This is a genomic window from Sorangium sp. So ce726, assembly GCF_051521405.1.
Taxonomy (GTDB): domain Bacteria; phylum Myxococcota_A; class Polyangia; order Polyangiales; family Polyangiaceae; genus Sorangium.
On sequence record NZ_CP150349.1, the window covers coordinates 3,963,318 to 3,987,580 of the forward strand.

Consider the following 24,263-nt stretch of genomic DNA (forward strand, 5'->3'; position numbering starts at 1 on the left):
CCTGGTCGACGAGCGCACCGGCCTTGGCCACGTCGGCCAGGTCGGCCCGGTCGAGCGCCATGCTCAGCGCTTTGCGCACGCGCACGTCGCCCCGGGCGCGCGGGGCGATGACCGAGTCGCCCCATGGCCGTGGCCTGCTCGAGCCGGCAGCCGCTCAGGCGAGCGGTGCCTCCCACGCTTTCAGCGGAGTACCCAGCGGGAGCTCGTCGGCGCGGTCAGCCGCCGGCTGAAGCCGCGGTGCTTCGTGGACGCGGACCGGCGGCGCCGCCACCGCTGCAGGCTCCTCGGCGGCGCTCTCCGGCAGAAATCCGTCCGACTGTTTGCTCCAGAGCCGCTTGTAGGCCCCGTTTCGCGCGAGCAGCTCGGCGTGCGTGCCGTCCTCGATGATCCGGCCGTTCTCGAACACCAGGATGCGGTCGAGGTGGACCACGGTCGAGAGGCGATGGGCGACGACGAGCACCGTCTTCCCCTTCATGACGTCGTCCAGCGTGTCCTGGATGGCCTGCTCGGTGATCGAGTCGAGGCTCGAGGTCGCCTCGTCGAGGAGGAGGATCGGCGCGTCCTTCAGGACGACCCGCGCGATGGCGATGCGCTGGCGCTGGCCGCCCGAGAGCTTGACGCCGCGCTCGCCGACCATGGAGCGATACTGGTCCTTCATCTGCACGATGAACTCGTGCGCGTGCGCCTTCCGCGCGGCGTCGACCACCTCTGCGTCGGTCGCGTTCAGCCGGCCATAGCGGATGTTCTCGAGGAGCGTCCGGTGAAAGAGGCTCGGGTCCTGCGGGATCAGGCTGAGCTGCGCGTGCAGCGCGTCCTGCGTCATGTCTCGGATGTCCACGCCGTCGATCAAGATGTGACCGGAGTCGATGTCGTAGAGGCGCAGGATGAGGCTGACGAAGGTGGACTTGCCGGAGCCCGAGAAGCCGACGAGCCCGACGCGCTGGCCGCGCGGGATCGTCACGTTGAGGCCCTCGAAGATCGGCTGACCGGGCGTATACCCGAAGGTCACGTTCCGGAGCTCGATCCGGCCGCGCTCGAGCGTCGGGGCGACGGCCTCGGGGCGGTCGACGAGCTCGTGGGAGCGGACGATGGTGTTCACCCCGTTCGCGACGTTGCCGACGAACTCGAAGAACTCGAGGAAGCGGCGGCTGAGGTTGCGCGCCTCGTTGATGATGAGGAGCGACAGGCTCGTCGCCATGACGAACTCGGCGACGCCGATGTCGCCGCGCTCCCAGAGCCTGAGCGATTGGTAGAGCGTCCCCACCTTGAGCAGCGCGGCGGACGCGAACTGGAACCAGCGCACGCGCTCGGAGTACCAGTTCGATCTGCGCACCGCGCGGAGCTCGTGTTTGAGCTGCTCGTCCAGGTACTCGCGCTCGAAGCCGAACCGCGCGAAGAGCCGCGCGCTCGTGAGGTTCGTGACCGAGTCGACGAGCTTGCCTGTGGTCTCGCTCCGCGCAGACGCGGCGCGCACCGCGTGGGGCTGACACCGGGTCGCGAGCCAGTAGGAGATGCTGACGAACAGCACCGCCCAGGCCGCGACGACCGCGGCGAGCGCCGGGTGAGCGCGGTAGAGCAGCCCGATCGAGACCGAGAAGACGATGGCGATGGGCCAGAAGTCGAAGAGGATGGCCCACAGGGTCTGCGAGACCCCCATCGACGTCTCGCTGATCCGGTGGGCGAGCGCTCCGGCGAAGTTGTTGCTGAAGTAACGATGGGAGTGGTGCTGGAGGTACGCGTACAGATTGCGGGTCACGTTCTGGCGCTGCCACGGCCCGACGAGGATCTGGCAGAGGCCGGCGGTCCGGCTGAACAGGAACTCGCCGGCGATGAGCGCGACGAACAGCGCCAGCGCGTCGCGCAGCCGTCCGCTCAGCACGGCGCGGCCAGCGCCCGACGCCTGCGTCACCCCCTGGATGACCTGCCCGATGGCGTACGGGATCATGATCCCGCACGAGGCGTGGGCCGACTCGAACACGAACATCGCCAGATACCAGGCGCGGTAACGACCGATGAAGTGAACGATGAACCGGAAGGGCGTGTCCGGGAGCACCGGAGCGCCGGGGGCGCGCTGCAGAGAGGTCTTGGGTTCCACCGAGATGTCCTGGGCGCCCTGCGCGCCCTCATGAGCTGACGGTCATCGCCCCCGAGCGGCGTTCGCCCCGCGCGGGGCAGGGCACCGGCGCAGGGGCGGCTTCGGAGGCGGCGGGAGCGGACGGCGTTGTGGGGTGCTCATCGCAGGGGGCGCGGCCGCAGGTCGCCAGCCCAGGCCGCCGCATGCGCCGCCTTGCGTATCCGTAGGTTCAGCACCGCGCGCTCAAAAGCACTAACCGGGCCAGCTCTGCCTTGACCGCGACCGTGGAGGAGGGGTGGGAGGGGGTTGCTGCCTCAGCAGCAGGCGGTGGTGATCGGCTGCTGCGGCGCACGCAGGGGTTGTGCGCTCGACGTCCCGGATCTACGGCATTGCCCCTGGCGCAGCCAGTGACGTCCGCTGAGGGCGCGTCGTTCCGTCGCTCGCGCCGGTCGAGGTCCGCCGGCGGCCCGCCGCCCGGGAGGCGATCGCGCGAGCCACGTTTCGCCGCCGTTCGAGGAGCGTCGGCGGACGCTCGCTCGAACTGCGATGGAGTCACATCATAGCGGCGCGGTGATGAGGCCGGCCCCGCGATCCGCGACGTCGACGCCCGTCGCGAACACGTTGCTGCGCGCGCTGGCGATCAGCTTCGCGCTCACGGTGCTCGCGCTCACCGGCACCGGTGTGTTCCTCACGGCCTGCCACCACATGGCGGCGACGCCCGCTGCGTGGGGCGCGGCCATGCTGGTGCCGGTGAGGGAATGCAATCCGCCGCCGACCCTCGCCGAGAGGATCTCGATCCCCGGCGCGCTGAGCGTCGGGAGCGTGTTCGAGAAATCGGCGATAACGTACCTGTCCCCGTCCCTCCCGAGCGCCCCGATGGCCATGACGCCCCTCGCTGACGAGGGGGGCGCCGCCGCGACCTCGAACGGTCTTTTCTCGTTGCGGCCGCTCTCGTTGCCCGCCGCGGCGACGACGATCGTCCCTCCGCTGAACCTGGCCCGCGCGGTCGCGAGATCCATGATCGAGTTGAACATATCGATGTTGCTGCGGTACGCCTCGATGGCCACGGACACGGCCGCCGTCTCTGGCATGCCCTGTTCCCGGAGCTGCACCACGAGGCCAGGGAAATCGAAGCCGAGCGACATCGAGATGACCTGCGCTTCCTCCTGGATCGCCCACACGAGGGCATCGAAGATCCAGTCCGAATCGCCGCTCCCCGAGTCGCGAAGCACCTTTCCGATGAGCGCCCTCGTCACCCCGCGGGCGACGCCGATGCGCGTCCGGCCCACGTCGCGGCCGAAGATTGTCCCCGCGCAATGCGTCCCGTGTCCGTTCCTGTCCCCGCTACCGTCTCCGCTGAAGTCCTTCTGCACGAGCTTGAGCCCCTGGAACGCAGGGTGCGTCGCGTCGATGCCCGTGTCGAGCACGGCCACGACCACCCCGGTCCCGTCGAAGGGCGACCTGTCCGCGCCGACGGCCGCGAGCCCCCAGGCCGTCGACGGGGTGACGGACGCCGGTGCGGCGACGGGTTCCACGAGCTTCGTCGGCACCGTCATGGCGAGGCCGGCGACCGACGGATCGCGGCTCAGGTCCGCGATGTCGGTCGGGCGGAGCGCCTCGACCTCCACCCGGAGCTCCGGCGGGCCGCTGTCGAGCGCGTCGAGCCTCGTGGCGAGCGGAAGGGCGGCAGCCAGGCGGCCATGCGTGTTGATGCCGCGGATGGCTCTGAGGACTGTATACTTATGCGTCACGATCGTGTCTCTCTCCTTCGATGGATGATGTGTTGAGCCGCTGATTCGAGGGATGATGCTGCGCCAGCGCGCAAACGAGCCTGGTCGCCCTCGCGCTGCGCCTGGATATCGCGCTCGCGGACGATGGAACGGCCCGACGTGAGCGTCGACTACGCGCAGTTACGCGCGGTTACACGCGATTACGCGCTGGCCTCCCCGGCGCCTCGTGCTCAGTGGCGGACGATCTCGATCGCGGCGGTCCCCAGGCGGATCTGCCTCGTCGTCTGCCGCCGCTCGACGAGCACGCCGGCCCCGATCAGTCCGGCGCGCGCGAGCTGCTGCCGCGCGCGGAAGAGCTTTACATTGAGGTGCTTGAGATCGAGCTTCAGCATGCCGAGCAGGTCGTCGACGTAAACCCAGCCTTGCTCCGCGGGGGGCGCGCCGCACTCCTTGTCGCGCAGGCGGGCGCGCGCGAGGACGAGGAGGAGCTCGTGGTGGGTGCGCTCGTCGAGGGATGTGCGCTGGCCGCCACGCACGATCGACAGCGCGACGTGCTCCTGATCTCGGCTCACCTCGAAGCGAAGCATCGTGTCGTTCATGAGCTTCACGCTGTCCACCGCGTGCGTCGTCGGTAGGGCGCCGCCGTGGGCCGGGGGAGGAATACGCAGGATCCACGCCCCTTCGGCCTCGACGCGCTCGTGGTCCACGGCGGAGCGCACGTCGCCGTCGATCTCGATGAGCCAGCGCCCGTCCCGGTCCTCGAACAGCGTGGCGCGCGGGTCGGCCGCGTCGGGGAGCACAAGAAGGCCGTGGTCCGCTGTGCGCACCTCGCCAGTCGCCATGGCGCGCGCGCTCGCCGCGGGCGGGCCGGCATCCTCGAGCGTCCAGCGCTCGGTGTCGTCCCCGAAGCAGAACTCCGCGCTCGGCGCGACGTCGACGCGCTCCGTGATCGCGATGCGCCGCCCGTCGACGGTGGTCCCGTTCCGGCTGCCGAGATCGCGCGTCGACCATCGATCGCCGTCCCAGAACAGGACGGCATGCTCGCCGGAAGCGCGACGGCTGGCGAGGCGCACAGCGCACCCTTCGGCTCGCCCGACGATGGAACGCGCCGCCAGCGTGACGCACCGCCCGGTCGCCCGGTGCTTCAATACCCCCACGAGATCAGCGTAGGATCGCCCATGCAACAGCCGCAAGTGCGCCGGGCGCGAGGACGGCCATGAGCGCTCCCCCCGCGACGATCGGGATCCACGCGCTGGCCCGCCGTGGAAGTTCAAGGGGGGTTGTCGCTCAGCCCTTGCGTGGTCGGCGATCTCCACTAAGCGCTTCAGGATGAGCTGTTCTCTGCCTCGAGCAGCCGCAAGCGTGATGCGAGAAGCGATGAAACAGCGGTCGAGCGAGGAGCGCGCAGAAGGGCGCGACTTCATTGAATGCCTGGAAGACCTCGCGATCGTGCGACCTGTGGATGACTCCGAAGATCATCTCCTCTGGGACACCGAGCTCCTGAAGCAGGAGCTCGCCCGCGCGAGCCCAGGCCGCGAGTCGGGGCTGATGCGGCTCCTCGCGGCGCGGGTCGCGATGAACAGCTCTTTCCAGTTCTTCGGCCTTCTCGACGCCCACGGTACGAGCTGGGAGTCGAACCATACCTCGACCCGCGGCGCCGGCGTGGAGCGGAGGGAGGTGCACGGCGTGCCCTTCTGGGAGTGCCGCTGGTGGCAGGGCTCGCCGGAGATCCAGGAGCGCCTGAAGGACGCGGTGCGGCGCGCGGCGCGCGGCGAGTTCGTCAGGTACGACGTGGAGGTCCTCGGGAGGAACGAAGGTGAGAAGTGCATCACCATCGATTTCAACCTGAACCCCGTCAAGGATCGGCAGGGCAAGGTCGTCTTCATGATCGCCGAGGGGCGGGACGTCACCGAGCAGCGGCGGCTCGAGCGCGAGGTCGCGCAGCACCGGGACGAGCTCGCGACGCTCGACCGCCTCAAGACGGAGTTCGTGGCCAACGTGAGCCACGAGTTCCGCACCCCGCTCACCCTCATCCTCGGGCGCGTCGAGGACGCGCTGTCGACCCCGGCGAGGGCGCTCGCGGGCGACGGCCTCGCCGCGGCCCACCGGAGCACCCTCCGGCTCCTCCGGCTCGTGAACACGCTGCTCGATTTCTCCCGCATCGAGGCGGGGCGCCTCCAGACGTCGTTCGCGCCCACCGATCTCGCGCGGCTCACCGCGGAGCTCGCGAGCTCCTTCCGCTCGCTGATCGAGGGCGCGGGCCTGTTGCTCGTCGTGGACTGCCCGCCGCTGCCCGAGCCCGTCTACGTCGACGCGGCGCAATGGGAGAAGGTCGTCATGAACCTCCTCTCGAACGCCTTCAAGTTCACGTTCGAGGGGGAGATCGCGGTCTCGCTGCGCGCTCACCCGGACCACGTCGAGCTGACCGTGCGCGATACAGGCACCGGGATCCCCTCGGACGAGCTCCCGCGCATCTTCGAGCGGTTCCACCGCGTGCACGGCGCGCGCAGCCGGAGCATCGAGGGCACCGGGATCGGGCTCGCCCTTGTCCAGGAGCTCGTCAAGGCGCACGGGGGCTCGCTGCGCGCCTCGAGCGCGGTGGGGCAGGGGAGCGCGTTCATCGTGGCGATTCCGAGGGGCCGCGCGCACCTGGCGCCGGAGCGCGTGGTCGCCGCCGGGGAGCCGGCGCCGTCGGCGCCGGGCGCGAGCCTCCACGTGCTCGAGGCGTCCCAGTGGTCCTCGCCCGGGCGCGAAGGAGCGGCGCCGACGGGCCCGGAGCCGCGCGCCGACGGCGGGCCCGTGCAGGGCGCCCCGGGCGACGGAGAGGGCCGGATTCTCGTCGCCGACGACAACGCGGACATGCGCGAGTACCTCGTCCACCTGCTCACGCCGAGGTGGAGCGTGGAGGCGGCCTCGGACGGGCGGGCCGCCCTCGAGGCCGCGCTCGCGCGCCCGCCCGACCTCGTGGTGAGCGACGTGATGATGCCCGAGCTCGACGGCGTCGCGCTCCTCCGGGAGCTCCGGGCGGACCCGAGGACGAGCAGTGTCCCCGTGGTGCTCGTGTCCGCTCGGGCGGGGGAGGACGCCGTCGTCGAGGGCCTCGACACGGGGGCGGACGATTACCTGGTGAAGCCGTTCTCGCCGCGCGAGCTCCTCGCCCGCGTCCGGACGCAGATCGAGATGGCGCGGATGCGGCGGCGCGCCGTCGAGGCCGCGGAGCGGGAGCGCGCGCAGGAGCTGCCCCGCTTCCTGGACGCGGCGAGCGTGGTCCTGGCCGAGTCTCTCGACTATTCCACGACGCTCGCGCGGGTGGCGCAGCTCGCGGTGCCCGTCCTCGCCGACTTCTGCTTCGTCGACCTGCAAGACGAGGAGGACGGCACCTTCCGGCGGGTGGCCGTGGCGTACTCGGACCCCGCGCTCGCTGCCGTGGCCGAGGAGGCGAAGCGCTTCGCGCCCAAGCTCGACGGCAACCAGGAGCACCCGCCGACCAAGGTGCTCCTCGAGCAGAGGTCGGTGCTCGTCGAGAAGTTCACGGACGAGAAGATGTGCGCCATCGCACAGAACGACGATCACCTCCGGGTGATCCGGGCCATCGGGGGGCATTCGTTCATGTGCGTCCCGCTGGCGCGGCGGGGGCGGCTCTTCGGGACGCTCACCTTCATCGTTTCGCGATCCGAGCGCCGGTACAGCGGGGCGGACCTCGCGGCCGCGGAGGAGCTCGGGCGCCGCTGCGCGCTCGCGGTGGACAACGCGCGCCTGTACAGGGACGCGCAGAGCGCGATCGCGCTGCGGGACGAGTTCCTCTCGATCGCCTCCCACGAGCTGAAGACGCCGCTCACCCCGCTCGCGCTGCAGATCCAGACCCTGATGCGCCGCGCGCCCGAGCTGTGCCCCGACAGGGAGCGCCTCCCGTGGCTCATGGATCGGCTCGGGCTCGTTCGCCGGCAGAGCGAGCGGCTGAGGCGGCTCGTCGAGAACCTCCTCGATATCTCCCGCATTTCCGCGGGGCGCCTCGCCCTGGACCTGGAGTCTGTCCGGCTGTCGGAGATCGTCCGGCAGGTGGTGTCTCGCTTCCAGGAGGGCGGCGAGATCGCGGAGGCGGGCTCGCAGGTCACCGTGAGCGCGGCGGACGACGCCGCCGGGAGCTGGGATCGGGTGCGGCTCGAGCAGGTCGTCGAAAACCTCGTCTCGAACGCGCTCAAGTATGGTCAGGGAAACCCGATCGAGATCACCGTCGCCTCGATGGGCTCGATGGCCACGCTGACGATCGCTGACCACGGCATCGGCATCGCGCAGGAGCACATCGGGCGGATCTTCGGGCGGTTCGAGCGCGCCGTGTCGGCGCGGCACTATGGCGGTCTGGGCATGGGGCTCTACATCTCGATGCAGGTGGTCGAAGCGCTGGATGGTTCGATCGAGGTGAGCTCTGTCCTGGGAGAGGGCTCGACCTTCAAGGTGATCCTGCCGCTCGCCGGCCCTCGGGCGACGGGCCGGCAGGGTCTGCCGGGATCCGAGAGCGCCTGAGGCGCCCGGCGCGAGGGGGCCCCGTGGGTCGGCCCGAGGTCGTGGCGCCCTGGTCGCTGTCACCCCGTGAAGGGAGCGAGCGCGCATGACGATGAGCCGTCCCAGCAAGCGCATCCTGATCGTCGATGACGACGCCGCGATTCGCCGGACCTTGAGCGAGCTCCTGGAAGAGGAGGGGTATGCGGTCGCCTGCGCCGCGAACGGGCTCGAGGCCCTGGCCTATCTGCGGGACGATCCCTCGTCCATCGCGCTCGTCCTGCTCGACCTGATGATGCCGGTCATGGATGGGTTCCAGTTTCGCGCCGAGCAGAAGCGCGACCCGACGCTCGCCGCCACGCCCACCGTGGTGATGACCGCGCGCGGCGCGACGGAGCGCTCCGGCATCGACGCGGACGCGATCCTCAGCAAGCCGTTCGATGTGCTGAAGCTGATGGACACCATCGAGCGGAGCTGCCGGAGGGAGTGAGCCGGCGGCGCGCCACGCCGGGCCGATCGTGCGAACGGCCGATGTCGCGCCGCAGGCACACCTAGGCGCCCGCCCTCGCGCCGCACATGGTCGTGAGCACCGCGAGCAGCTCCGCCGGTTCGATGGGCTTCGGGACATGGGTGTTGAACCCGGCCCGCAATGCGCGCATGCGATCCTCCGTGCGCGCATAGGCGGTGAGCGCGATCGCCGGGGTTCGCCCCCCGCTCGCCGCCGGGAGCGCGCGGATCTTGCGGATCAGCACGTAGCCGTCCTCGCCGGGCATCGCGACGTCGGACACGAGGACATCGGGCTGCAGCGCCTTCACCGCGAGCAACGCCTCGGCGGCGGACGACACGGCCGTCACGCGCGCGCCGCACTGCTCGAGCATCGTGACGAGGAGCTCGCGCGTGTCGTCCTCGTCATCCACCACGAGCACGTTCAGCGCCGCGAGCTCCGGCGGGCAGTCGCTCCCGGCCGTGACGCACGTCAGCGGCGCCAGCCGGCGCCCCCGGCTGTGGCTCGGCGGCGCCGCGAGCGGCAGCTGGACGACGAACGTGGCGCCCTGACCCTCCCCGTCGCTCAGCGCGTGGGCCGTGCCGCCGTGCATCTCCACCAGGCTCTTCACGATCGTGAGCCCGAGGCCCAGGCCGCCGTGCCTGCGCGTCGTGCCGCTCTCGGCCTGCCGGAACTGCTCGAACACGTAAGGCAAGAACCCGGGCTCGATGCCCTGGCCGGTGTCGGACACGGTGATCTCGGCGGACCCGTCGGCGCGCTCGAGCCGGATGCGCACCACGCCGCCGCGCGGCGTGAACTTCACCGCGTTGCTGAGCAGGTTCCAGACGACCTGCTGCAGCCGGCCCGCGTCGCCCGCGACGGCGCCCACGCCGGGCTCGAGGAGCGGCAGGAGCCGCACCCCCTTGGCGTCGGCGGCCGGCCGCACGACCTCGAGGGCGGCGTCGATCAAGGGCATGAGCTCGATCGGCTGGACGTCCAGGCGGAGCTTGCCGGCCATGATGCGCGAGATATCGAGCAGATCGTCGATGAGCTGCGCCTGCGCCTGAGCGTTGCGCTCCACCGTCTCCAGCGCCTTGTCGCGGCGCTCCTCGGCGAGCTTGCCGGTGCGCAGCATCCGGATCCAGCCGAGGACCGCCGTGAGCGGCGTGCGGAGCTCGTGGCTCATCGTCGCCAGGAACTCGTCCTTCAGGTGGCTCGCGGCCTCGGCCTCGCTCCGGGCGGACTGCGCCGCGGCGAGCAGGTCTTGCCGCTCCTCCTCCGCGCGCTTCCGCGCCGTGATGTCGAAGAACGAGGAGACGACGCCGGCCACCGAGCCGTCCGCGCCGCGGAGCGGCTGCGCGTTCACCGAGAGCCACACGACCGAGCTGCCCTGCCGCTCCAGCCCGAGCAAGACGCCCGACTGGGGCGCGCCTGTCCGCAGCGCGATCTGCGAGGGGTACATCTCGAAAGGGAACGTCGAGCCGTCCTCGCGGACGATCCTGCACGACGGGCCCAGCATCGTGGACCCGACGAGCTGGGCCATGGGCAGGCCCAGGATCCGCTCGGCGCTCGCGTTCGCGGTGCGGATGACGCCGCGCTCGTCCTGGAGCGTGATGCCCTCCTCGAGCGCGCTGATGATCACGCGATAGCGCTCCTCGCTGTCCCGGAGCGCCCGCTCCGCCTCGATCGCGTCGGTCTCATCGCGCGTGATCAGCACGGCGCCCGCGGGCGAGCCGTCGGCGTGCCTGAGCGGCGATGCGGTCCCGGCGAGGGCCCGGATCGAGCCGTCCGGGCGCGTCACGAGCCAGCGCGCGTTCTCGACCTTCTCGCCCCGGAGCGCGCGGTGGAGCGGGTCCTCGTCGGGGCGCAGCGGCCGGCCGTCCAGCGCGAGCAGCCCGCGGCCCCGGAGCGACTCGATCGCGTCGCTCGCGTCGCGCTCGTACACCCCGTGCTGCCGCTGGGCCTCGCCGTTGCAGATGCGGAGCGCCCCGCGCGCGTCCGCGGCCATGATGCCGTCTCCGCTCTGCTCGATGAGCGCGCGCAGCAGATCGCGCTCCACCGCCGCGATTCGCTCGGCCCGCTCGGTCCGCTCGCGGAGCCGCTTCGAGCGAAGGAGCGCGCCGACGCGCGCCGACAGCGCGGCCGCCGGGCAGGGCTTGACCACGTAGTCGTCGGCGCCCGCGGTGAGCCCCTCCACGAGGTCCTCCTCCTGCCCGGCCACGGTCAGGATGAGGATCGGGAGCCCGACCGTGGCGGCGCGCGACCGCAAGAGGGCACAGATCTCGGTGCCGGACATGCCCGGCATCACCTGGTCGAGCACAAGGACGTCCGGCAGATCGCCTCCCGCCACGCGCTCGAGCATCGCGGCGGCGTCCGTGAAGACCTGGGCCTCGTACCCTGGCGCGAGGGCGCGCGCCGCCATCTCGGCCTCCAGCAGCGAATCGTCGAGGATCCACACCACCCCGCGCTGCGCGTGCTCGCTCGGCGGAGGCTCCATGCCCCCCTCCCGGACCCCCCGCCCCGCGGCCGGCGCCGGGCGCCGGGGCGGGCCGTTCGCATCGCGCGCGGCGTCGGCGAGCACGAAGTCCATCGTCATTGGCCGATTCATGGTTCTCCAGGAGCAGCAGGGACCGTGAGGCAGTTCGCCACAGGGCGGCGCCTCACGAGGCATATCGCCACAGGGCGGCGCCTCTCGGGGCGGGGACTGGGCGGAGACGCGTTGGTTCCGCAAGCATCTTTACCGCCCAGTCTCATCTGAGGGAGAGCCTGCGACCATGCAAGCCTAATACGATGAAAGGCGCCCTGTCGCTCTCTTCGGGGTTGCATCTGGTTGCATCTGGCTGCGTCAGGTTGCTTCTGGCCCTTGCGCCACGCATCACGCGGCGCTCGCCGGTTTCCATCGAGCTCTGTCATGGCGTTCGCGCGCTCACCGGCGGTTCGCTGGCGCGCTGCCGCTCCTCGGCGGAGCCCGGACTTGTCAGCGAGCACAGCAGTCGCCGCCGGCGCCGGTTCGGCGCGCGGGAGCGCAGCGCACGGCCGCGGCGCGCTGCGCTCCCGCGCCTGGGATCCGGAGCTCGGGGCGGGTCCGACGGGAGTTCCCTGATTCTCGCACGGACGCACAGGTGCGATTGACACCTCGTGTTCGGAAAGGCTATTCCCTCGGCCGAGCACCGCAGTGGCAGAGATCCTCGTCGTCGATGACAGCCGGGTGATGCGCGAGATGGTGGTGGCCTGCCTGCGGGTAGAGCAGCACGGGTTCGCGCACGCGGCGAGCGGGCTTGAGGCGATTGAGACGCTCTCGCTCAGGCCGTTCGATCTCGTGGTGCTCGATCTGAATATGCCCGATATCGGGGGACTCGAGGTGATCGAGTTCATCCGGGGTCAAGACAGGCTGCGGAGCCTGCCGATCCTGGTGGTGACGACCCGGGGTGATGAGGAGTCCCGTGCCCGCACGCTCGCCGCGGGGGCGTCCGAGTTCATGACGAAGCCCTTCACTCCTGACGCCATCCTGGCCAGCGTGCGCGCGCTCCTGCAGGACAACCTCGCCAGCGCCGGATGACCGGATGGGCGGCGCGCTCGATGTGAACGAGTTCGTGGCCGGCTACCTCGTCGAGGTGGAAGAGCACCTCTCCGCGTCGACGGCCAACCTCCTCGCCGTCGAGGCGGCCCTCCGCGCCGGCGAGTCGAGCCCCAGGGCGATCCGGGAGCTCTTCCGCGCCCTTCACACCATCAAGGGACTCTCCGCCATGGTCGGCGTGGAGCCGATTGTGGATCTCGCCCACGCGATGGAGACCGTGCTCCGCGCGGCGGACCGGGCGGCCGGGAGCCTCTCCGCCTCGTCGATCGAGGTGCTGCTCCGCGGGCTCCGGTCCATCGAGGAGCGGGCCCGGGCGCTCGCCGAGGGGAAGCCGGTGCTGCCGGCGGCGCCCGAGCTCCTCGCCGCGCTCACCGCGCTCGATCTCGCCGCCGCGCCGTCGCCGCCCGTGCCGACGATCGGCGCCGATCCCGAGATCCTCGCGAAGCTCGGGCCCGGCGAGCGGGTGCAGCTCGCGCAGGGCGTGGCCGGCGGGCGGCGCGCGCTGCGGGTCGACTTCGTCCCCTCGCCGGCGCGCACCGCCGAGGGGGTGAACATCACGACCGTCCGCGAGCGCGTCGGCAAGCTCGCAGAGATCGTCAAGGTCGTCCCGCTCTCGGTGCCGGCCAGCGATGGCGCGCCGGGCGGCATCGCCTTCGCGCTCCTCGTCCTCACGAGCGCGCCCGACGAGGAGGTCGCGCGCGCGGCGGCGGCGGATGGCGTCCGCGCCCTCACCGTGGAGCCCCCCGTCCCGCCGGCCGTCGCGGCGCTGGCGGAGCGCGAGCCGGACGAGCCGGCGGACCGGGAGCCCCAGCTCCGAGGCGTCGTCCGCGTCGAGGTGGCGCGCCTCGACGACGCGCTCGACAAGCTGTCGGCGCTGGTCGTCACGCGGTTCCGGCTCGCTCGGGCGGCCGCCGAGCTGCGCGCCCGCGGGGTCGACACCCGCGATCTGTCGGAGATCCTGCGCGAGCACGACCGGACGCTGCGCGACCTCCGCGGCGCCATCATGCGCGCGCGCATGATCTCCGTGGCGGAGCTCCTCGATCGCGTGCCGCTCGTCGTCCGCGGCCTCGGCCGCGCGACCGGCAAGCAGGTCCGGCTCGAGATCGACGCCGGCAAGGCCGAGCTCGACAAGGCGGTCGCGGAGCGCGTCTTCCCTGCGATCGTGCACCTGCTCCGCAACGCCGTCGATCACGCGATCGAGCCGCCCGCCGAGCGGCGCCGCCTCGGCAAGCCCGAGGAGGGCCTCGTCCGGGTCTCCTGCTTCGAGCGCTCCAGCAACCAGCTCGAGCTCAGCGTCACCGACGACGGCCGCGGCATCGATCGCGCGCTGGTCGCGAGGCGGGCCGGCCGCCCCGCGCCCGAGAGCGACGCGGCGCTCCTCGATCTCATCACGCTCCCCGGGCTGTCGACGCTCGATCAGGCGACAAAGACCAGCGGTCGCGGGCTCGGCATGGACATCGTGCGCCGCATCGCCGTGGAGCAGCTCAGCGGCGAGCTCTCGGTGAGCACGTCGCCCGGCGCCGGCACCACCTTCACCCTCCGGATCCCGCTCACGTTGACCATCGTGGACGCCTTCTCCTTCCTGTGCGGTGACCAGCTGTTCGTGACGCCCGTCGCGGGCGTCGAGGAGGTCGTGGAGATCGACGCCGCGCGCATCATCCGCGGCCCGGCTCCGGGCGAAGCGCGGGGCGGGACCATGCTGCCAGCCGCGGGCGAAGCGCGCGGCGGGACCATGCTGATCGAGCGCCGCGGCGAGGTCGTGCCCCTCGTCGACCTCGGCGCCCTCTTCGAGCTCGGGGCCTCGCCCGCGCGCAGGGCGCTCGTCGTCCGTCGCCACGGCGCGCCCTTCGCGTTCGGCGTGACCCGCGTGATCGGCCAGCAGGAGGTGGTCGTGCGGCCGCTCGAGGACCCGCTCGTCAGGGTGCAGGGCGTGTCTGGCTCGACGGATCTCGGCGATGGGCGCCCCACGCTCGTCCTCGACCTCGTGACCCTCAGCGGCAGGATCTCCGCTGTCCGCGGCGGCCGTGGCGCGCTCGTCCGGGTGGCCTCGTGAGCGATCTGCACGTGGTCCTGAAGGTGGCGGACACCGAGTACGTCATCTCGGCGGCGGACGTGCTCCACATGGAGACGTTCGCCGGGGCGACCCGGGTGCCGGGGACGCGATCGTACGTCGGCGGCCTGGTGCAGATCCGGGGCCGCGTGGTCCCGGTCGTGGATCTGCGCGTCCGCTTCGGGCTCCCGAGCGCGGAGCCGACGCTGGACTCGCGCGTCATCGTCGTCCAGTGCGGCGGCCGCACCGTGGGCCTCCTGGTGGACAGCGCGCGCGAGGTCGTCAACATCGCCGAGGGCGAGCTGAGGCCGCCCCCCGAGGTCATGGCGGAGGAGAGCGCCGGGTTCGTCAGGGCCGTCGCGAAGCTCGGGGAGCGCCTCGTCATGCTCGTCGACGTCGGCAGGATCATCGGTGAGGAGCAAGATCATGGCAGCTGATGCAATCGCGGACATCGACGGCGCGCTCGCGCGGGCGGAGCAGACCGAGCGCGCGCTCCGTCAGGCGGTCGCGACCGTCGCCGGCGTCGAGCAGGCGGCCGCGCGGCTCGCCGCTCTCGGCGCCGAGCAGGCCGCGGCCGGCAGGGAGCAGGGGGCCATGGCGGGGGCGCTCGCGGGCGAGCTCGAGGAGGCTGGGACGGCCGCGCAGGCGCTCGCCCGCTCCGGGCAGCGGGTGGGCGATGTCGTCATCGAGGTCGTGAGGGGGACCGAGGGCATGGCGGGCGGCATCGGCGCGCTCGCCCCCGCGCTCGCCAGCGTGAAGAACGACGCCGAGGTGCTCGCCGCCTCGGCGGACACGACAGCGGCGGCGCTCGAGGAGATCGCCCGCTCGGTGAAGGCGGTGAGCGCCAGCGCCGAGGAGCTCGCGTCCTCCAGCGAGGAGCTCCTCGGCTCGGTCTCCGTGACGAGCGGATCCGCCGATGAGGCGGCCGCCCGCGGCGAGAGCAGCGCCGCGGCCATCGAGGAGATCGGGGCCACCATCGAGGAGATGTCGAAGGGCGTCGCGCGCCTCTCGGCCGACGCCAAGGGGGTCGGGGCGCAGATCTCGACCATGGCCGGGACCGTCGTGGGCGTGAGCGGCTCCCTCGATCGCGTCGCGAAGGACGCGACCGAGATGGCGAGCGCGGTCGAGGAGACCGCCGCGACCGCCGAGCAGATGGCGCGGTCGATCCGCGGGGTGGCCGAGAGCGCGAAGGGGCTCGACGCGAGCGCGTCGACGACCGCGAGCACGATCACGGAGATCGCGAGCTCGGTCGAGGAGGTCGCGGCCACCGCCGAGAAGAACGCGGCGACCATCGAGGCGAACGCGGTCGCCGCCGAGCAGCTCGCGCGGACCGCGCAGCAGGTCGCGCAGAGCGCCGAGCAGATCAGCGGGCTCGCGGCCGGCAATGCCGCCACGTCGTCGCAGGTCGAGGCGTCGACGCGGCGGATCGTCGCCATCGTCGACACCGCGCGCGCGACCGCCGAGCAGGGCGTCGCGACCGCGCGCCAGGGCGCGGCGACGGTCGGCAGGTCGATCGCCGGGCTCGGGAGCATCCGGCAGGCGATGGCCGACTCCGCGTCGGTCATGAAGGAGATGGGCAAGCGGGCGGAGGAGATCGGCGACATCGTCCAGACGATCAACCTGATCGCCGACCGCACGAACCTCCTCTCGCTCAACGCCAGCATCGAGGCCGCGCGCGCGGGGGAGCACGGCCGCGGCTTCGCCGTCGTCGCCGAGGAGATCCGCAACCTCGCCGATCGGGCCGCCGTCTCGAGCGCCGAGATCGCCAAGATCGTCCGCGCGCTCCAGGCGAGCGCCCGGGAGGCGGTGGCCGCCTCGAGCGAGGGCGTGAAGGTCGCGGACGAGGGGACCCGGCTCGCGGGCGACGCCGATCGGGCGCTCACGTCCATCCTTCAGGGGGTCGAGGAGCTCGGGCGCTCGATCCGCGACATCGACCGGGCGAACGCCGATCAGGTGCAGGCGGTGGCCTCCCTGACCCAGACGGCGTCGCGCATGAGCGACGAGGGGAAGGCGGTCGCGCGCTCCGCGGCCGAGCAGACCAGGGCGATCCAGGCGCTCGCGCAGGGCAGCGCGGAGATGCGGCGCATGGCCCGGCAGACGAAGGACGCGACCGCCGAGCAGGCGCGCGCGCTGCGGGACGCCGTGAAGGCCAACGCTCAGCTCACGTCCACCGCCGAGCGGGTGTCGCGGGCGATGGACGAGCAGGCGACAGGGGCGTCGCAGCTCGCCAAGGTCGCCGCGCAGATGCGCGCGCTGACCCAGCAGACCAGCGCCGCCATGAACGAGCAGACCCGCGCCCTGGTCGGGATCACGGCGCTCACGCAGGACGTCTCCGGCGCGTCGCAGCGCATGGTCGCCGGCCTCGCGGAGCAGGCGGGCGGCGCGACCGAGATCGCGCGCGCGATGGACGACATCCGGCGGCTGTCGGTCCAGTCGGCGCGGGGCATCGGCGAGCAGGCGCGGGCCGCGAAGCAGCTGGAGGCGTCCGCCCGCCAGGTCGCGCGGCTCGCGTCAGCGGTGACCGCCGCCATGGCGGACCAGGGCAAGGCGACGGCGTCCCTCGCGAAGGAGGGGGAGTCCGTGCGCCGGATCGCCAGGCAGACGGCGCGGTCCGTGGCCGATCAGGCGGAGGCGATCATGGCCCTCGCGTCGGGCGCGAACCGGCACACGTCGTCGCTCCAGGCCGCCGAGAAGGGGGTCGGCGAGCTCTCGACGCGGAGCGAGCAGCACGCCGCCTCGCTCTCGCGGCTGCGCGACCCGGTCCGGGAGCTGCTCGCTTCCACGGCCAGGCACGCGAGGGACACGGGCGCGATCGCGAGCGACGCTGGCCAGGTGCTCGAGCAGCTCGGCAGGATCCGGCAGGCGAGCGGGGAGCACGCGGACGCGGTCGCGGGCGTCGTCGCCACGGTCGCCCACGCCATCACCCACATCAAGGCGAACGGGACGCCGCACCCAACGCCGCCGGAGACAGCGTGATCGCTCGTCGGCAGGCGCCCGCGCTCGCCATCTCGGACGCGGAGCGGCAGCGCGTCGAGCAGGTCGAGCGGCTCGCCGCCTCGGGGCCTCCGGGGGCGCCTGCGCTCGTCGAGATGCTCGCGGATCCGAGCTGGACCGTGCGGCGCGCTGTCGTCGCGTCGCTCGCCGCGCTCGGCGATGCGGCGGTCCACCCCCTCTGCGCGTGCCTCTCCACCCGGCGCGACAGCGAGGCGCGCATCGCCGCCACGGTCGACGCGCTCGTCGCGTCGCTGGGCGACGTCGACGCCGCCGTGCTCGCGCTGACCCTGGATCCTCGCCCCGCGCTCGTCGCCGACGCGGCGCAGATCCTCGGCCGCCGCGGCAGCGGGAAGGCCGTCTCCCGGCTCGCGGAGCTCACGTCGCACCCCGACGACAACGTCGCGGTCGCCGCGATCGAGGCGCTTGGCCGGGTCGGCGGCAGGTCCGCTGTCGACTCGCTCGTGGACGCCGTCTCTAGCGGAAATTTCTTCCGTGTCTTCCCGGCGATCGACGTGCTGGGCCGGAGCGGCGATCCGCGCGCGACCGGCCCGCTGGCGGCCCTCCTCGAGGATCCCCGCTACGTGCTCGAGGCGGCGCGGGCGCTCGGCCGCACCGGCAGCCGCGGCGCCGTGGCGCCGCTGGTGCGCCTCCTCGGGCGGCCGAGCGATGGCGTCGTGCGCGTCGCCGCGGCGGCGCTCGCCGAGCTGCGCGAGCGGTACCGCGAGCGCTACGGGACGGCCGCGCCGATCGACGAGGCGCTCCGGAGCGAGGCGCCGGCGCCCGGCGTGGCTCGGCGGCTCTCCCAGAGCCTCGCGGGCGCGGATCCGGCCGAGCAGGCCGCCCTCTGCAGCGTGCTCGGCGCGATCGGGGGCGACGACGCCCTGCTCGAGCTGACGCGCCTGCTCGACGCCGATCCCCCCGTCGCGAGCGCCGCCGCGGAGGCGCTCGGCCAGCTCTCGCGGAGCGCCGACCCCCGGGTGCTCGCGGCGCTGCGCGACGGCGACAGCCCGCGCAGGCTCCTTCTCCTGCCGCTCGTCCGGGGCGTCGCGGCCGCGGGCGACGTGGAGCGCTGCCTCGCCGATCCGGACGCGGAGGTCCGCACGGCGGCGTGCGACGCGCTCGCGCGCATCGCGGAGCCCGGCTCGGCGCGCGCGCTGTTCCAGGTCCTCGACGACCCGAGCCCCCGCGTGGTCCACGCCGCGACGACCGCGATCCAGGGCCTCGGCGGCCCGGACGTCGAGGCGCTCGCGCTCGCCGCGGCCCGCGATGGGGCCCCGGCCGCGCGGAGGACGGCCCTCCGGATCCTCGGGCACCTCGCGACGCCGTCGGCGCTGCCGGTCTTCCTCGACGGCCTCGGCGACCTCGACGTGCGGGCGCGCGAGCAGGCGATCCATGGCCTCGCGTCCCTCGAGGCGCCGGCGGCGCTCGAGGCGCTGGTCGCGGTCGCGGCCGATCCCACGGCGCGGATCCGGGCCGTGGCGATGCGGGCGCTCGGGCAATCGCGCCGGGATCCCAGCGTGATCGACGCGCTCCTCGCGGGGCTCCGCGACGGCGACGCGTGGGTCCGGTACTACGCCTGCCAGTCGCTGGGGAAGCTCGGGTGGGAGGAGGCGGCAGGGGTCATCGCCGAGCGACTCCGGGACGAGAGCGGCCAGGTGCGCGTGGCGGCGATCGAGGCGCTGTCGGGGATCAAGGGCGATCTCGCGCTCGCGGCGCTGGAGCAGGCGGCCCGGGACGGCGACACGGACATGCGGCGGTCGGCGCTGATCGGGCTCGGCATCGCCGGGCGGGAGGCGTCGCTGCCGACGTTGCTCGACGCGCTCTCGTCCCCGGACGTGGCGACCCGGCTGGTCGCGGTCTCGGCGATCTCTGGCTTCTCGTCGTCCGAGGTCCTGCCGGCGCTCGTGCGGGCGGCGGGCGACCCCGACGAGAGCGTGGGGGCGGCCGCGACCAGCTTCATCGCAGGGCGGCCCGGCGCCGAGGCGACGAGGACCCTGGTCGCGCTGCTCGTCACGTCGCGGGCGCAGGGCCCGCTCCTCGCCGCGCTGTCGACGCCCGTGCCGGGCCGCATCGAGGGCATCCTCGACGCGCTGGGCACGGCGGACGACGAGCTCTCGCCGCTCCTGACCGCGGCGCTCGCGCGGATGCGGCTCCCCGGGGCGCACGCCGCGCTCCTCGAGGCGCTCCGGCTGCCGCGCGCGCCGGCGCGGAAGGCGGCCGCCACGACGCTCGCCGCGGTGGCCACCCGCGAGGGCTTCGCGGCGGTCGAGCGCGCCGCGCGGACCGATCCAGATCCCGAGGTGCGGCGGGTGTCCGCGTCCGTCCTCGCGCAGTGGGCCTGATCCCGTGGGCATGACGAGCCGACTCCCCATCTCTCCGCAGGTCTTCGCGATCTTCAGCGCGCTCGTCGCCGAGAAGATCGGCCTCCACTACGACGCGGGCGATCGCGAGCTGCTCGGCGACAAGCTGGCGGTGCGCGCCCTCGACGCCGGCTTCGATTCGCTGCTCGATTACTACTACTTCCTCCGCTACGACCCGGCGGGCGCGGCCGAGATGGACGCGCTGATCGACGGGCTTGTCGTGGGCGAGACGTACTTCTTCCGCGAGCTCGCGCAGCTCGAGCTCGCGGTCTCGGAGTTCATCGCGCCGCGCGTGGCGGCGGGCGGCCGGCCGCGGATCTGGTCGGCGGCCTGCTCGAGCGGCGAGGAGCCGTTCACGCTCGCGATGCTCCTGGCCGAGCGGGGCCTGCTCGACAAGGTCGAGCTCATCGCGAGCGACATCAGCGCGCGGGCGCTCTCGCGGGCCCGGGCCGGCGTGCTCGGGCCGCGCTCGCTCCGGAGCAACGCCCCGCCGCCTCCGTTCGCGGAGCGGTGGTTGCAGGTGATGCCCGATCGCGTCGTCGTGAGCGCCGACCTGAGGCGGGCGATCGACTGGCGGCGGATCAACCTGCTCGACGCGTCCCAGGTCGCGTCGCTCGGGCAGCTCGACATCGTGATCTGCCGCAACGTGCTCATCTACTTCCACGACAACACGGCGCGGTGGGTGGTCAAGAACCTCTCGGGGGCGCTCTCCGCGGGCGGGATCCTCCTGGTCGGGGTCTCCGAGTCGCTCTTCAGGCTCGGCACCGCGCTCGCCTGCGAGGAGCGGGGCGGCGTGTTCCTCTACCGGAACGTGGCGCCATGAAGCGCCCAGCGGTCCGCGTGCTCGTGGTCGACGACTCGGCCTTCGTGCGCAAGGTGCTGCGGCAGGTCCTCGGCGCGAGCTCCTCGATCGAGGTCGTCGACACGGCCATGGACGGCCTGGACGCGCTGGAGAAGATCGCGCGCTACAAGCCGGATGTCGTCACGCTGGATCTCGTGATGCCGAACCTCGACGGCCTCGGCGTGCTCGCGTCGTTGCCGCGCGAGGGCGCGCCCCGGGTGATCGTCGTCAGCAGCGCCGACGCGGACAGCGATCTCGGCGTCAGGGCGCTCCAGGAAGGCGCGACCGATCTCGTCGAGAAGCCGACGGCGCTCGCGACCGATCGCCTCTTCGGCCTCGCGGACGAGCTGGTCCGCAAGGTGCTCGCCGCTGCCGAGGCGAAGGTCCACCGCGCGGAGCCCCCGCCCGCGCCGCCGTCCGTGCCTGGCGCGATCCCGGCGGTCTCGCGCACGCGGCTCGTCGTGATCGGCGCGTCGACCGGCGGCCCGCTGGCGCTGACGCGGCTCCTCGCGGCGATGCCCGCCGGGTTCCCGGCCCCCATCGTCGTCGCGCTGCACATCCCTCCTGGCTACACGGAATCGCTGGCGCGCCGCCTGGACGACGGGAGCGCGCTCTCGATCGTCGAAGCGTCGGACGATCTCCCGCTGCAGCCTGGGCTCGTTGTCCTCGCGCGCGGGGGGACGCACATCGAGGTTCGGCGCAACCTCACGCGCGCCAGCGTCCGCTTCGTGGCGACGGCCAGCGCGTCCCTCTATTGCCCGTCGGTGGATCTGCTCTTCGCGAGCGCCGCGGCCGAGTTCGGGCCGGGCGTCCTCGGGGTCGTGCTGACGGGCATGGGGGACGACGGCCTGGAGGGCTCCCGGGCGATCCGCGCGGCGGGCGGGAGGATCCTCGCAGAGGCCGAGTCGTCCTGCGTCGTTTACGGCATGCCCCGCCGCGTGCTGGAGGCCGGGCTCGCCGCGGCCGCGGCGCCGATCGATCAGATGCCTGCGGCCATCCTGCAGCATCTTTGACGTCGCAGGTCGCACGTCGTCACAGCAGCCAGCTGAGGCATCCCTCAAATTCTCCGGAAAATTCACAGGGAGGCGGGGAGACGGGGAGGAAGATCTTCAAAATACTCCCCGTCTCCCCGCCTCCCTGTTCAACTTCCCCGCTGAAAAGGGCTGCAAACTAAGGGGAGTCCTTAGAGCGGCCAGTAGACGACCTTCCCCTCGATCTCCTGGAACGTCGCCGCGTTGCCGTCCTGGGAGACGATGAAGGCGATCCGCTCCGGATACCCCGCGACGAACGCCGCGGCCGCGCGGTGGCGGGTGCCGCGCGCGTCGAGGCTCAAGCTCGCGTCCATCCGCTGGTCGGGGGTGGCCGCGAAGACCTCGGAGATGATCGCCCTCGGAGGCGGCAGCTTCGCGCCGAACGCGAGCACGTCGAGGGCGTGGCTCATCACGACCGCGCCGTCGACGGTCGTCAGCCGCACGATGAGCTCGAGAAGCCGGCTGACGCGCTCGGACCTCTGCAGCGCGTCCGCCGAGTCGCGCGCCGCTGGCCTCCCGGACGGCTGGCATGGCCCGTCCGGCAGGTGGGTCTCGTGCGCGCCGGCGAGGTCGAGGATGGCCGAGCCGAGGCACAGGGCAGGGGCCAGCCGCTTGACCTCGGTGTCGAGCTGATTGCCGTCTTCACCGAAGAGCTGCGGCAGGCCCTCGCCCGGCCCCAGAACGACGAGGAGCCCACCGCGACCGAGCTCGACCATTCCCTCGACGATGCGCAGCAGGTAGCCGCGCACATTGCGGACGAGCGCGCTCGCCTGGTCCCGCGCGACGGTCCGCTCGATGGAGTCGAGCAGCGGCCGGTTCTTGGGCATCCACGTCCGCACGGCGCCGCGCTCGTAGCGGACGACCTCCCATTCGCCGCGGTACACGGCCACGACGCCGGGCTTCGGGGCGACGACGCGCACGAGCTGATCGAGCGCGAACGACGGCCGGCCGTGCGGCACCGCGATGCCGGCGACGGCGAGCGACCCCTCGAGCGGCACCACGGCCAGGAAGGAGCGCGGCCACGCGCTCGCCGGACCCAGGTTGGCCAGGTGCTCCGCGTCGAACGCCACCGGGGACCCGAACCGCACGAGATCCCACGCGGGCTCTCCGGACTCGAACTCGGCGAGGCGCTCGGCGAACACGACGCCGATCGGGTTGAGCCGCCCCTCCTCCGTCGCCATGGACGCGAAGAACAGCGTCTCGATCAGCTGCGTCAGGATCGCGGCGAAGGAGGGCGGCGCCTCGTCGGGGGCGACGCGGGCGCCCGGAGCCAGCTTCTGCGCCGCGAGCGGGGGCTGCCCCTGCAGCTCGAGAAAAGCCGCCGTGACGTCCGCCGGATACTTGGGGCGCATGAGCTCGCTCTACCTCCTCCGCGCCCCCGGTCAGCCCGGCGGGCGGCGCGCGGATCGCTTTTCGTGCTCGCTACGCGGCCCGACGCGAGCTGCCGCCCTTCCGCTTCGGGGTCTCCGCCTTCCGCACCCTGGATTTGCCGCCTTCTTCCGGCGCTCTTCTCCCGTCTTTCGCGCCGTTCTTCGCGTCGTCGTCGTCGTTCGCGGCCTTCCCGCCCTTCTGCCCGAGGCTCTTCTTGAGCAGCGCGATGAGGTCCACTGTGCCGGTGGCGCGGCGGTGGCGCTCTTCCTCCACAGGCTCCGCGGGCGCCGTCGTGCGGCCGGCTTTCACCTTCTTCTCGATGAGCTTCATCACGTCGTCGCGGTACTCATCCTTGTATTTCTCCGGCTCCCACGCGGTGGCCATCTCGGCCACCAGCCGCTCCGCCATCTCCAGCTCCCGCTTGCCAAGCCCCTTTCCCTTGGCGTCCATCTCGGGCAGGTCGAGCTCCTCCTCCGAGCGGAGCTCGTGCGCGAACCGGAGCAGGTTCAGCACGAGCCCTCTGCCGTGCGGCCTCACCGCGGCGATGTGCTCGCGCGTCCGGATCACGACCTTCGCGATTCCGACCTTGCCCGTCTTCCGCAGCGCCTCGCGCAGGAGGACATACGCTGTCACCGGCGATCGCTTCTTGCCGTTCTGAGACGCGGGAGCGAGGAAATACGGTTTGTCGTAGTACATCGGGTCGATCTCCGAGGCGTCGACGAAGTCGAGGATATCCACGGTCTGCGTCGCCTCCACGTTCGCGCGGCGCAGGTCCTCGTCGGACAGGACGACATACTCGTCCTTCTCGTAGGGATAGCCGCGGACGATATCGTCCCAGCTCACCGGCTCGCCCGTCTCCCGGTTCACGCGCTCGTAGCGGATCGGCGCCATGGTGCGCCTGTCGAGCTGCGTGAAGTGGAGCTCGTCGGGCTCCTCGGCGGGGTAGAGGGCCACCGGGATCTGCACGAGCCCGAAGCTGATACTCCCTTTCCAGATGCTGCGAGGCATGTGCGCTCCTTCGACCCGGAAGGCGACCCGAGGGCCCGCGCCAGGTCCATCGCGGCGAGCAATGCAAGCCGGCGGCCGACGACGCGTCCTCGCGGATCCTGCGCCTCGCGCCCGTCCTGGCCGCCCGGGGGCCATCGCGGATCCTGCGCCTCCCGCCGCGCGCTGCCACAGCCGAGGTTGCGTTTCGCCACGGCAGACCGGGCGCGGCGGTGATCGACGGTGATTGCTGCCCCACGCGCCTTC

The 24,263-nt window shown here is 72.5% G+C and carries 15 protein-coding genes; 9 read left to right on the plus strand and 6 right to left on the minus strand.

The annotated features are described in order from the left end of the window. Positions 1 to 154 precede the first annotated feature (154 nt). The 3 genes from WME79_RS14935 to WME79_RS14945 all read right to left on the minus strand — a co-directional run bounded on the left by WME79_RS14935 (position 155) and on the right by WME79_RS14945 (position 4,961). Positions 155 to 2,095 (minus strand): ABC transporter ATP-binding protein, encoded by a 1,941-nt coding sequence (locus WME79_RS14935; RefSeq protein WP_437535629.1) that lies wholly within the window; start codon positions 2,093 to 2,095, stop codon positions 155 to 157. A 536-nt stretch (positions 2,096 to 2,631) separates the two neighbouring features. After that, the gene (locus WME79_RS14940) at positions 2,632 to 3,825 is read right to left on the minus strand and encodes a S8 family peptidase (protein ID WP_437535631.1); all 1,194 of its coding nucleotides are present in this window, start codon (positions 3,823 to 3,825) and stop codon (positions 2,632 to 2,634) included. Between the two features lie 209 nt (positions 3,826 to 4,034). Beyond that, positions 4,035 to 4,961, minus strand: coding sequence for an FHA domain-containing protein (locus WME79_RS14945; RefSeq protein WP_437535634.1), 927 nt, complete (start codon positions 4,959 to 4,961; stop codon positions 4,035 to 4,037). Between the two features lie 220 nt (positions 4,962 to 5,181). Here WME79_RS14945 and WME79_RS14950 point away from each other — a divergent pair, with 220 nt between their 5' ends. Together WME79_RS14950 and WME79_RS14955 are read left to right on the plus strand one after the other, a co-directional pair. After that, a complete protein-coding gene (locus WME79_RS14950) occupies positions 5,182 to 8,328 on the plus strand; it encodes an ATP-binding protein (RefSeq protein WP_437535637.1) in 3,147 nt (1,048 codons plus the stop codon). An 85-nt stretch (positions 8,329 to 8,413) separates the two neighbouring features. Beyond that, the gene (locus WME79_RS14955; RefSeq protein ID WP_437535640.1) at positions 8,414 to 8,794 is read left to right on the plus strand and encodes a response regulator; all 381 of its coding nucleotides are present in this window, start codon (positions 8,414 to 8,416) and stop codon (positions 8,792 to 8,794) included. 61 nt (positions 8,795 to 8,855) lie between these two features. Here WME79_RS14955 and WME79_RS14960 read toward each other — a convergent pair whose 3' ends face one another. Continuing rightward, positions 8,856 to 11,384: a hybrid sensor histidine kinase/response regulator gene (locus WME79_RS14960; protein WP_437535643.1), complete on the minus strand. Its 2,529-nt coding sequence runs from the start codon at positions 11,382 to 11,384 to the stop codon at positions 8,856 to 8,858. 579 nt (positions 11,385 to 11,963) lie between these two features. Here WME79_RS14960 and WME79_RS14965 point away from each other — a divergent pair. Genes WME79_RS14965 through cheB form a run of 7 tightly spaced genes read left to right on the plus strand, consistent with a single transcriptional unit; the run spans position 11,964 to position 21,623 of the window. Beyond that, a complete protein-coding gene (locus WME79_RS14965) occupies positions 11,964 to 12,347 on the plus strand; it encodes a response regulator (protein WP_437535646.1) in 384 nt (127 codons plus the stop codon). Between the two features lie 4 nt (positions 12,348 to 12,351). Next, complete coding sequence (locus WME79_RS14970; protein ID WP_437535649.1) at positions 12,352 to 14,418, plus strand: chemotaxis protein CheA; 2,067 nt, start codon at positions 12,352 to 12,354, stop codon at positions 14,416 to 14,418. Continuing rightward, positions 14,415 to 14,852 (plus strand): chemotaxis protein CheW, encoded by a 438-nt coding sequence (locus WME79_RS14975; RefSeq protein ID WP_437535652.1) that lies wholly within the window; start codon positions 14,415 to 14,417, stop codon positions 14,850 to 14,852. Before WME79_RS14970 ends, WME79_RS14975 begins: the two co-directional genes overlap by 4 nt. After that, positions 14,842 to 17,391, plus strand: a complete 2,550-nt coding sequence (locus WME79_RS14980; RefSeq protein ID WP_437535655.1) for a methyl-accepting chemotaxis protein — start codon at positions 14,842 to 14,844, stop codon at positions 17,389 to 17,391. The genes WME79_RS14975 and WME79_RS14980 overlap by 11 nt, the downstream gene beginning before the upstream one ends. Then, the gene (locus WME79_RS14985; protein ID WP_437535658.1) at positions 17,388 to 19,751 is read left to right on the plus strand and encodes a HEAT repeat domain-containing protein; all 2,364 of its coding nucleotides are present in this window, start codon (positions 17,388 to 17,390) and stop codon (positions 19,749 to 19,751) included. Before WME79_RS14980 ends, WME79_RS14985 begins: the two co-directional genes overlap by 4 nt. 10 nt (positions 19,752 to 19,761) lie before the next feature. After that, positions 19,762 to 20,592, plus strand: a complete 831-nt coding sequence (locus tag WME79_RS14990) for a CheR family methyltransferase (protein WP_437535660.1) — start codon at positions 19,762 to 19,764, stop codon at positions 20,590 to 20,592. Then, complete coding sequence (gene cheB, locus WME79_RS14995) at positions 20,589 to 21,623, plus strand: chemotaxis-specific protein-glutamate methyltransferase CheB (RefSeq protein ID WP_437535662.1); 1,035 nt, start codon at positions 20,589 to 20,591, stop codon at positions 21,621 to 21,623. The genes WME79_RS14990 and cheB overlap by 4 nt, the downstream gene beginning before the upstream one ends. 170 nt (positions 21,624 to 21,793) lie before the next feature. On the opposite strand, the gene WME79_RS15000 is transcribed toward cheB, so the two are convergent. Both WME79_RS15000 and WME79_RS15005 read right to left on the minus strand, forming a co-directional pair. Beyond that, positions 21,794 to 22,993: a putative sensor domain DACNV-containing protein gene (locus WME79_RS15000; protein ID WP_437535665.1), complete on the minus strand. Its 1,200-nt coding sequence runs from the start codon at positions 22,991 to 22,993 to the stop codon at positions 21,794 to 21,796. Positions 22,994 to 23,063: 70 nt separating this feature from the next. After that, positions 23,064 to 24,020 carry a Ku protein gene (locus WME79_RS15005; RefSeq protein ID WP_437535668.1) on the minus strand — a complete coding sequence of 319 codons (957 nt, stop codon included), beginning with the start codon at positions 24,018 to 24,020 and terminating at the stop codon, positions 23,064 to 23,066. Between the last annotated feature and the right edge of the window lie 243 nt (positions 24,021 to 24,263).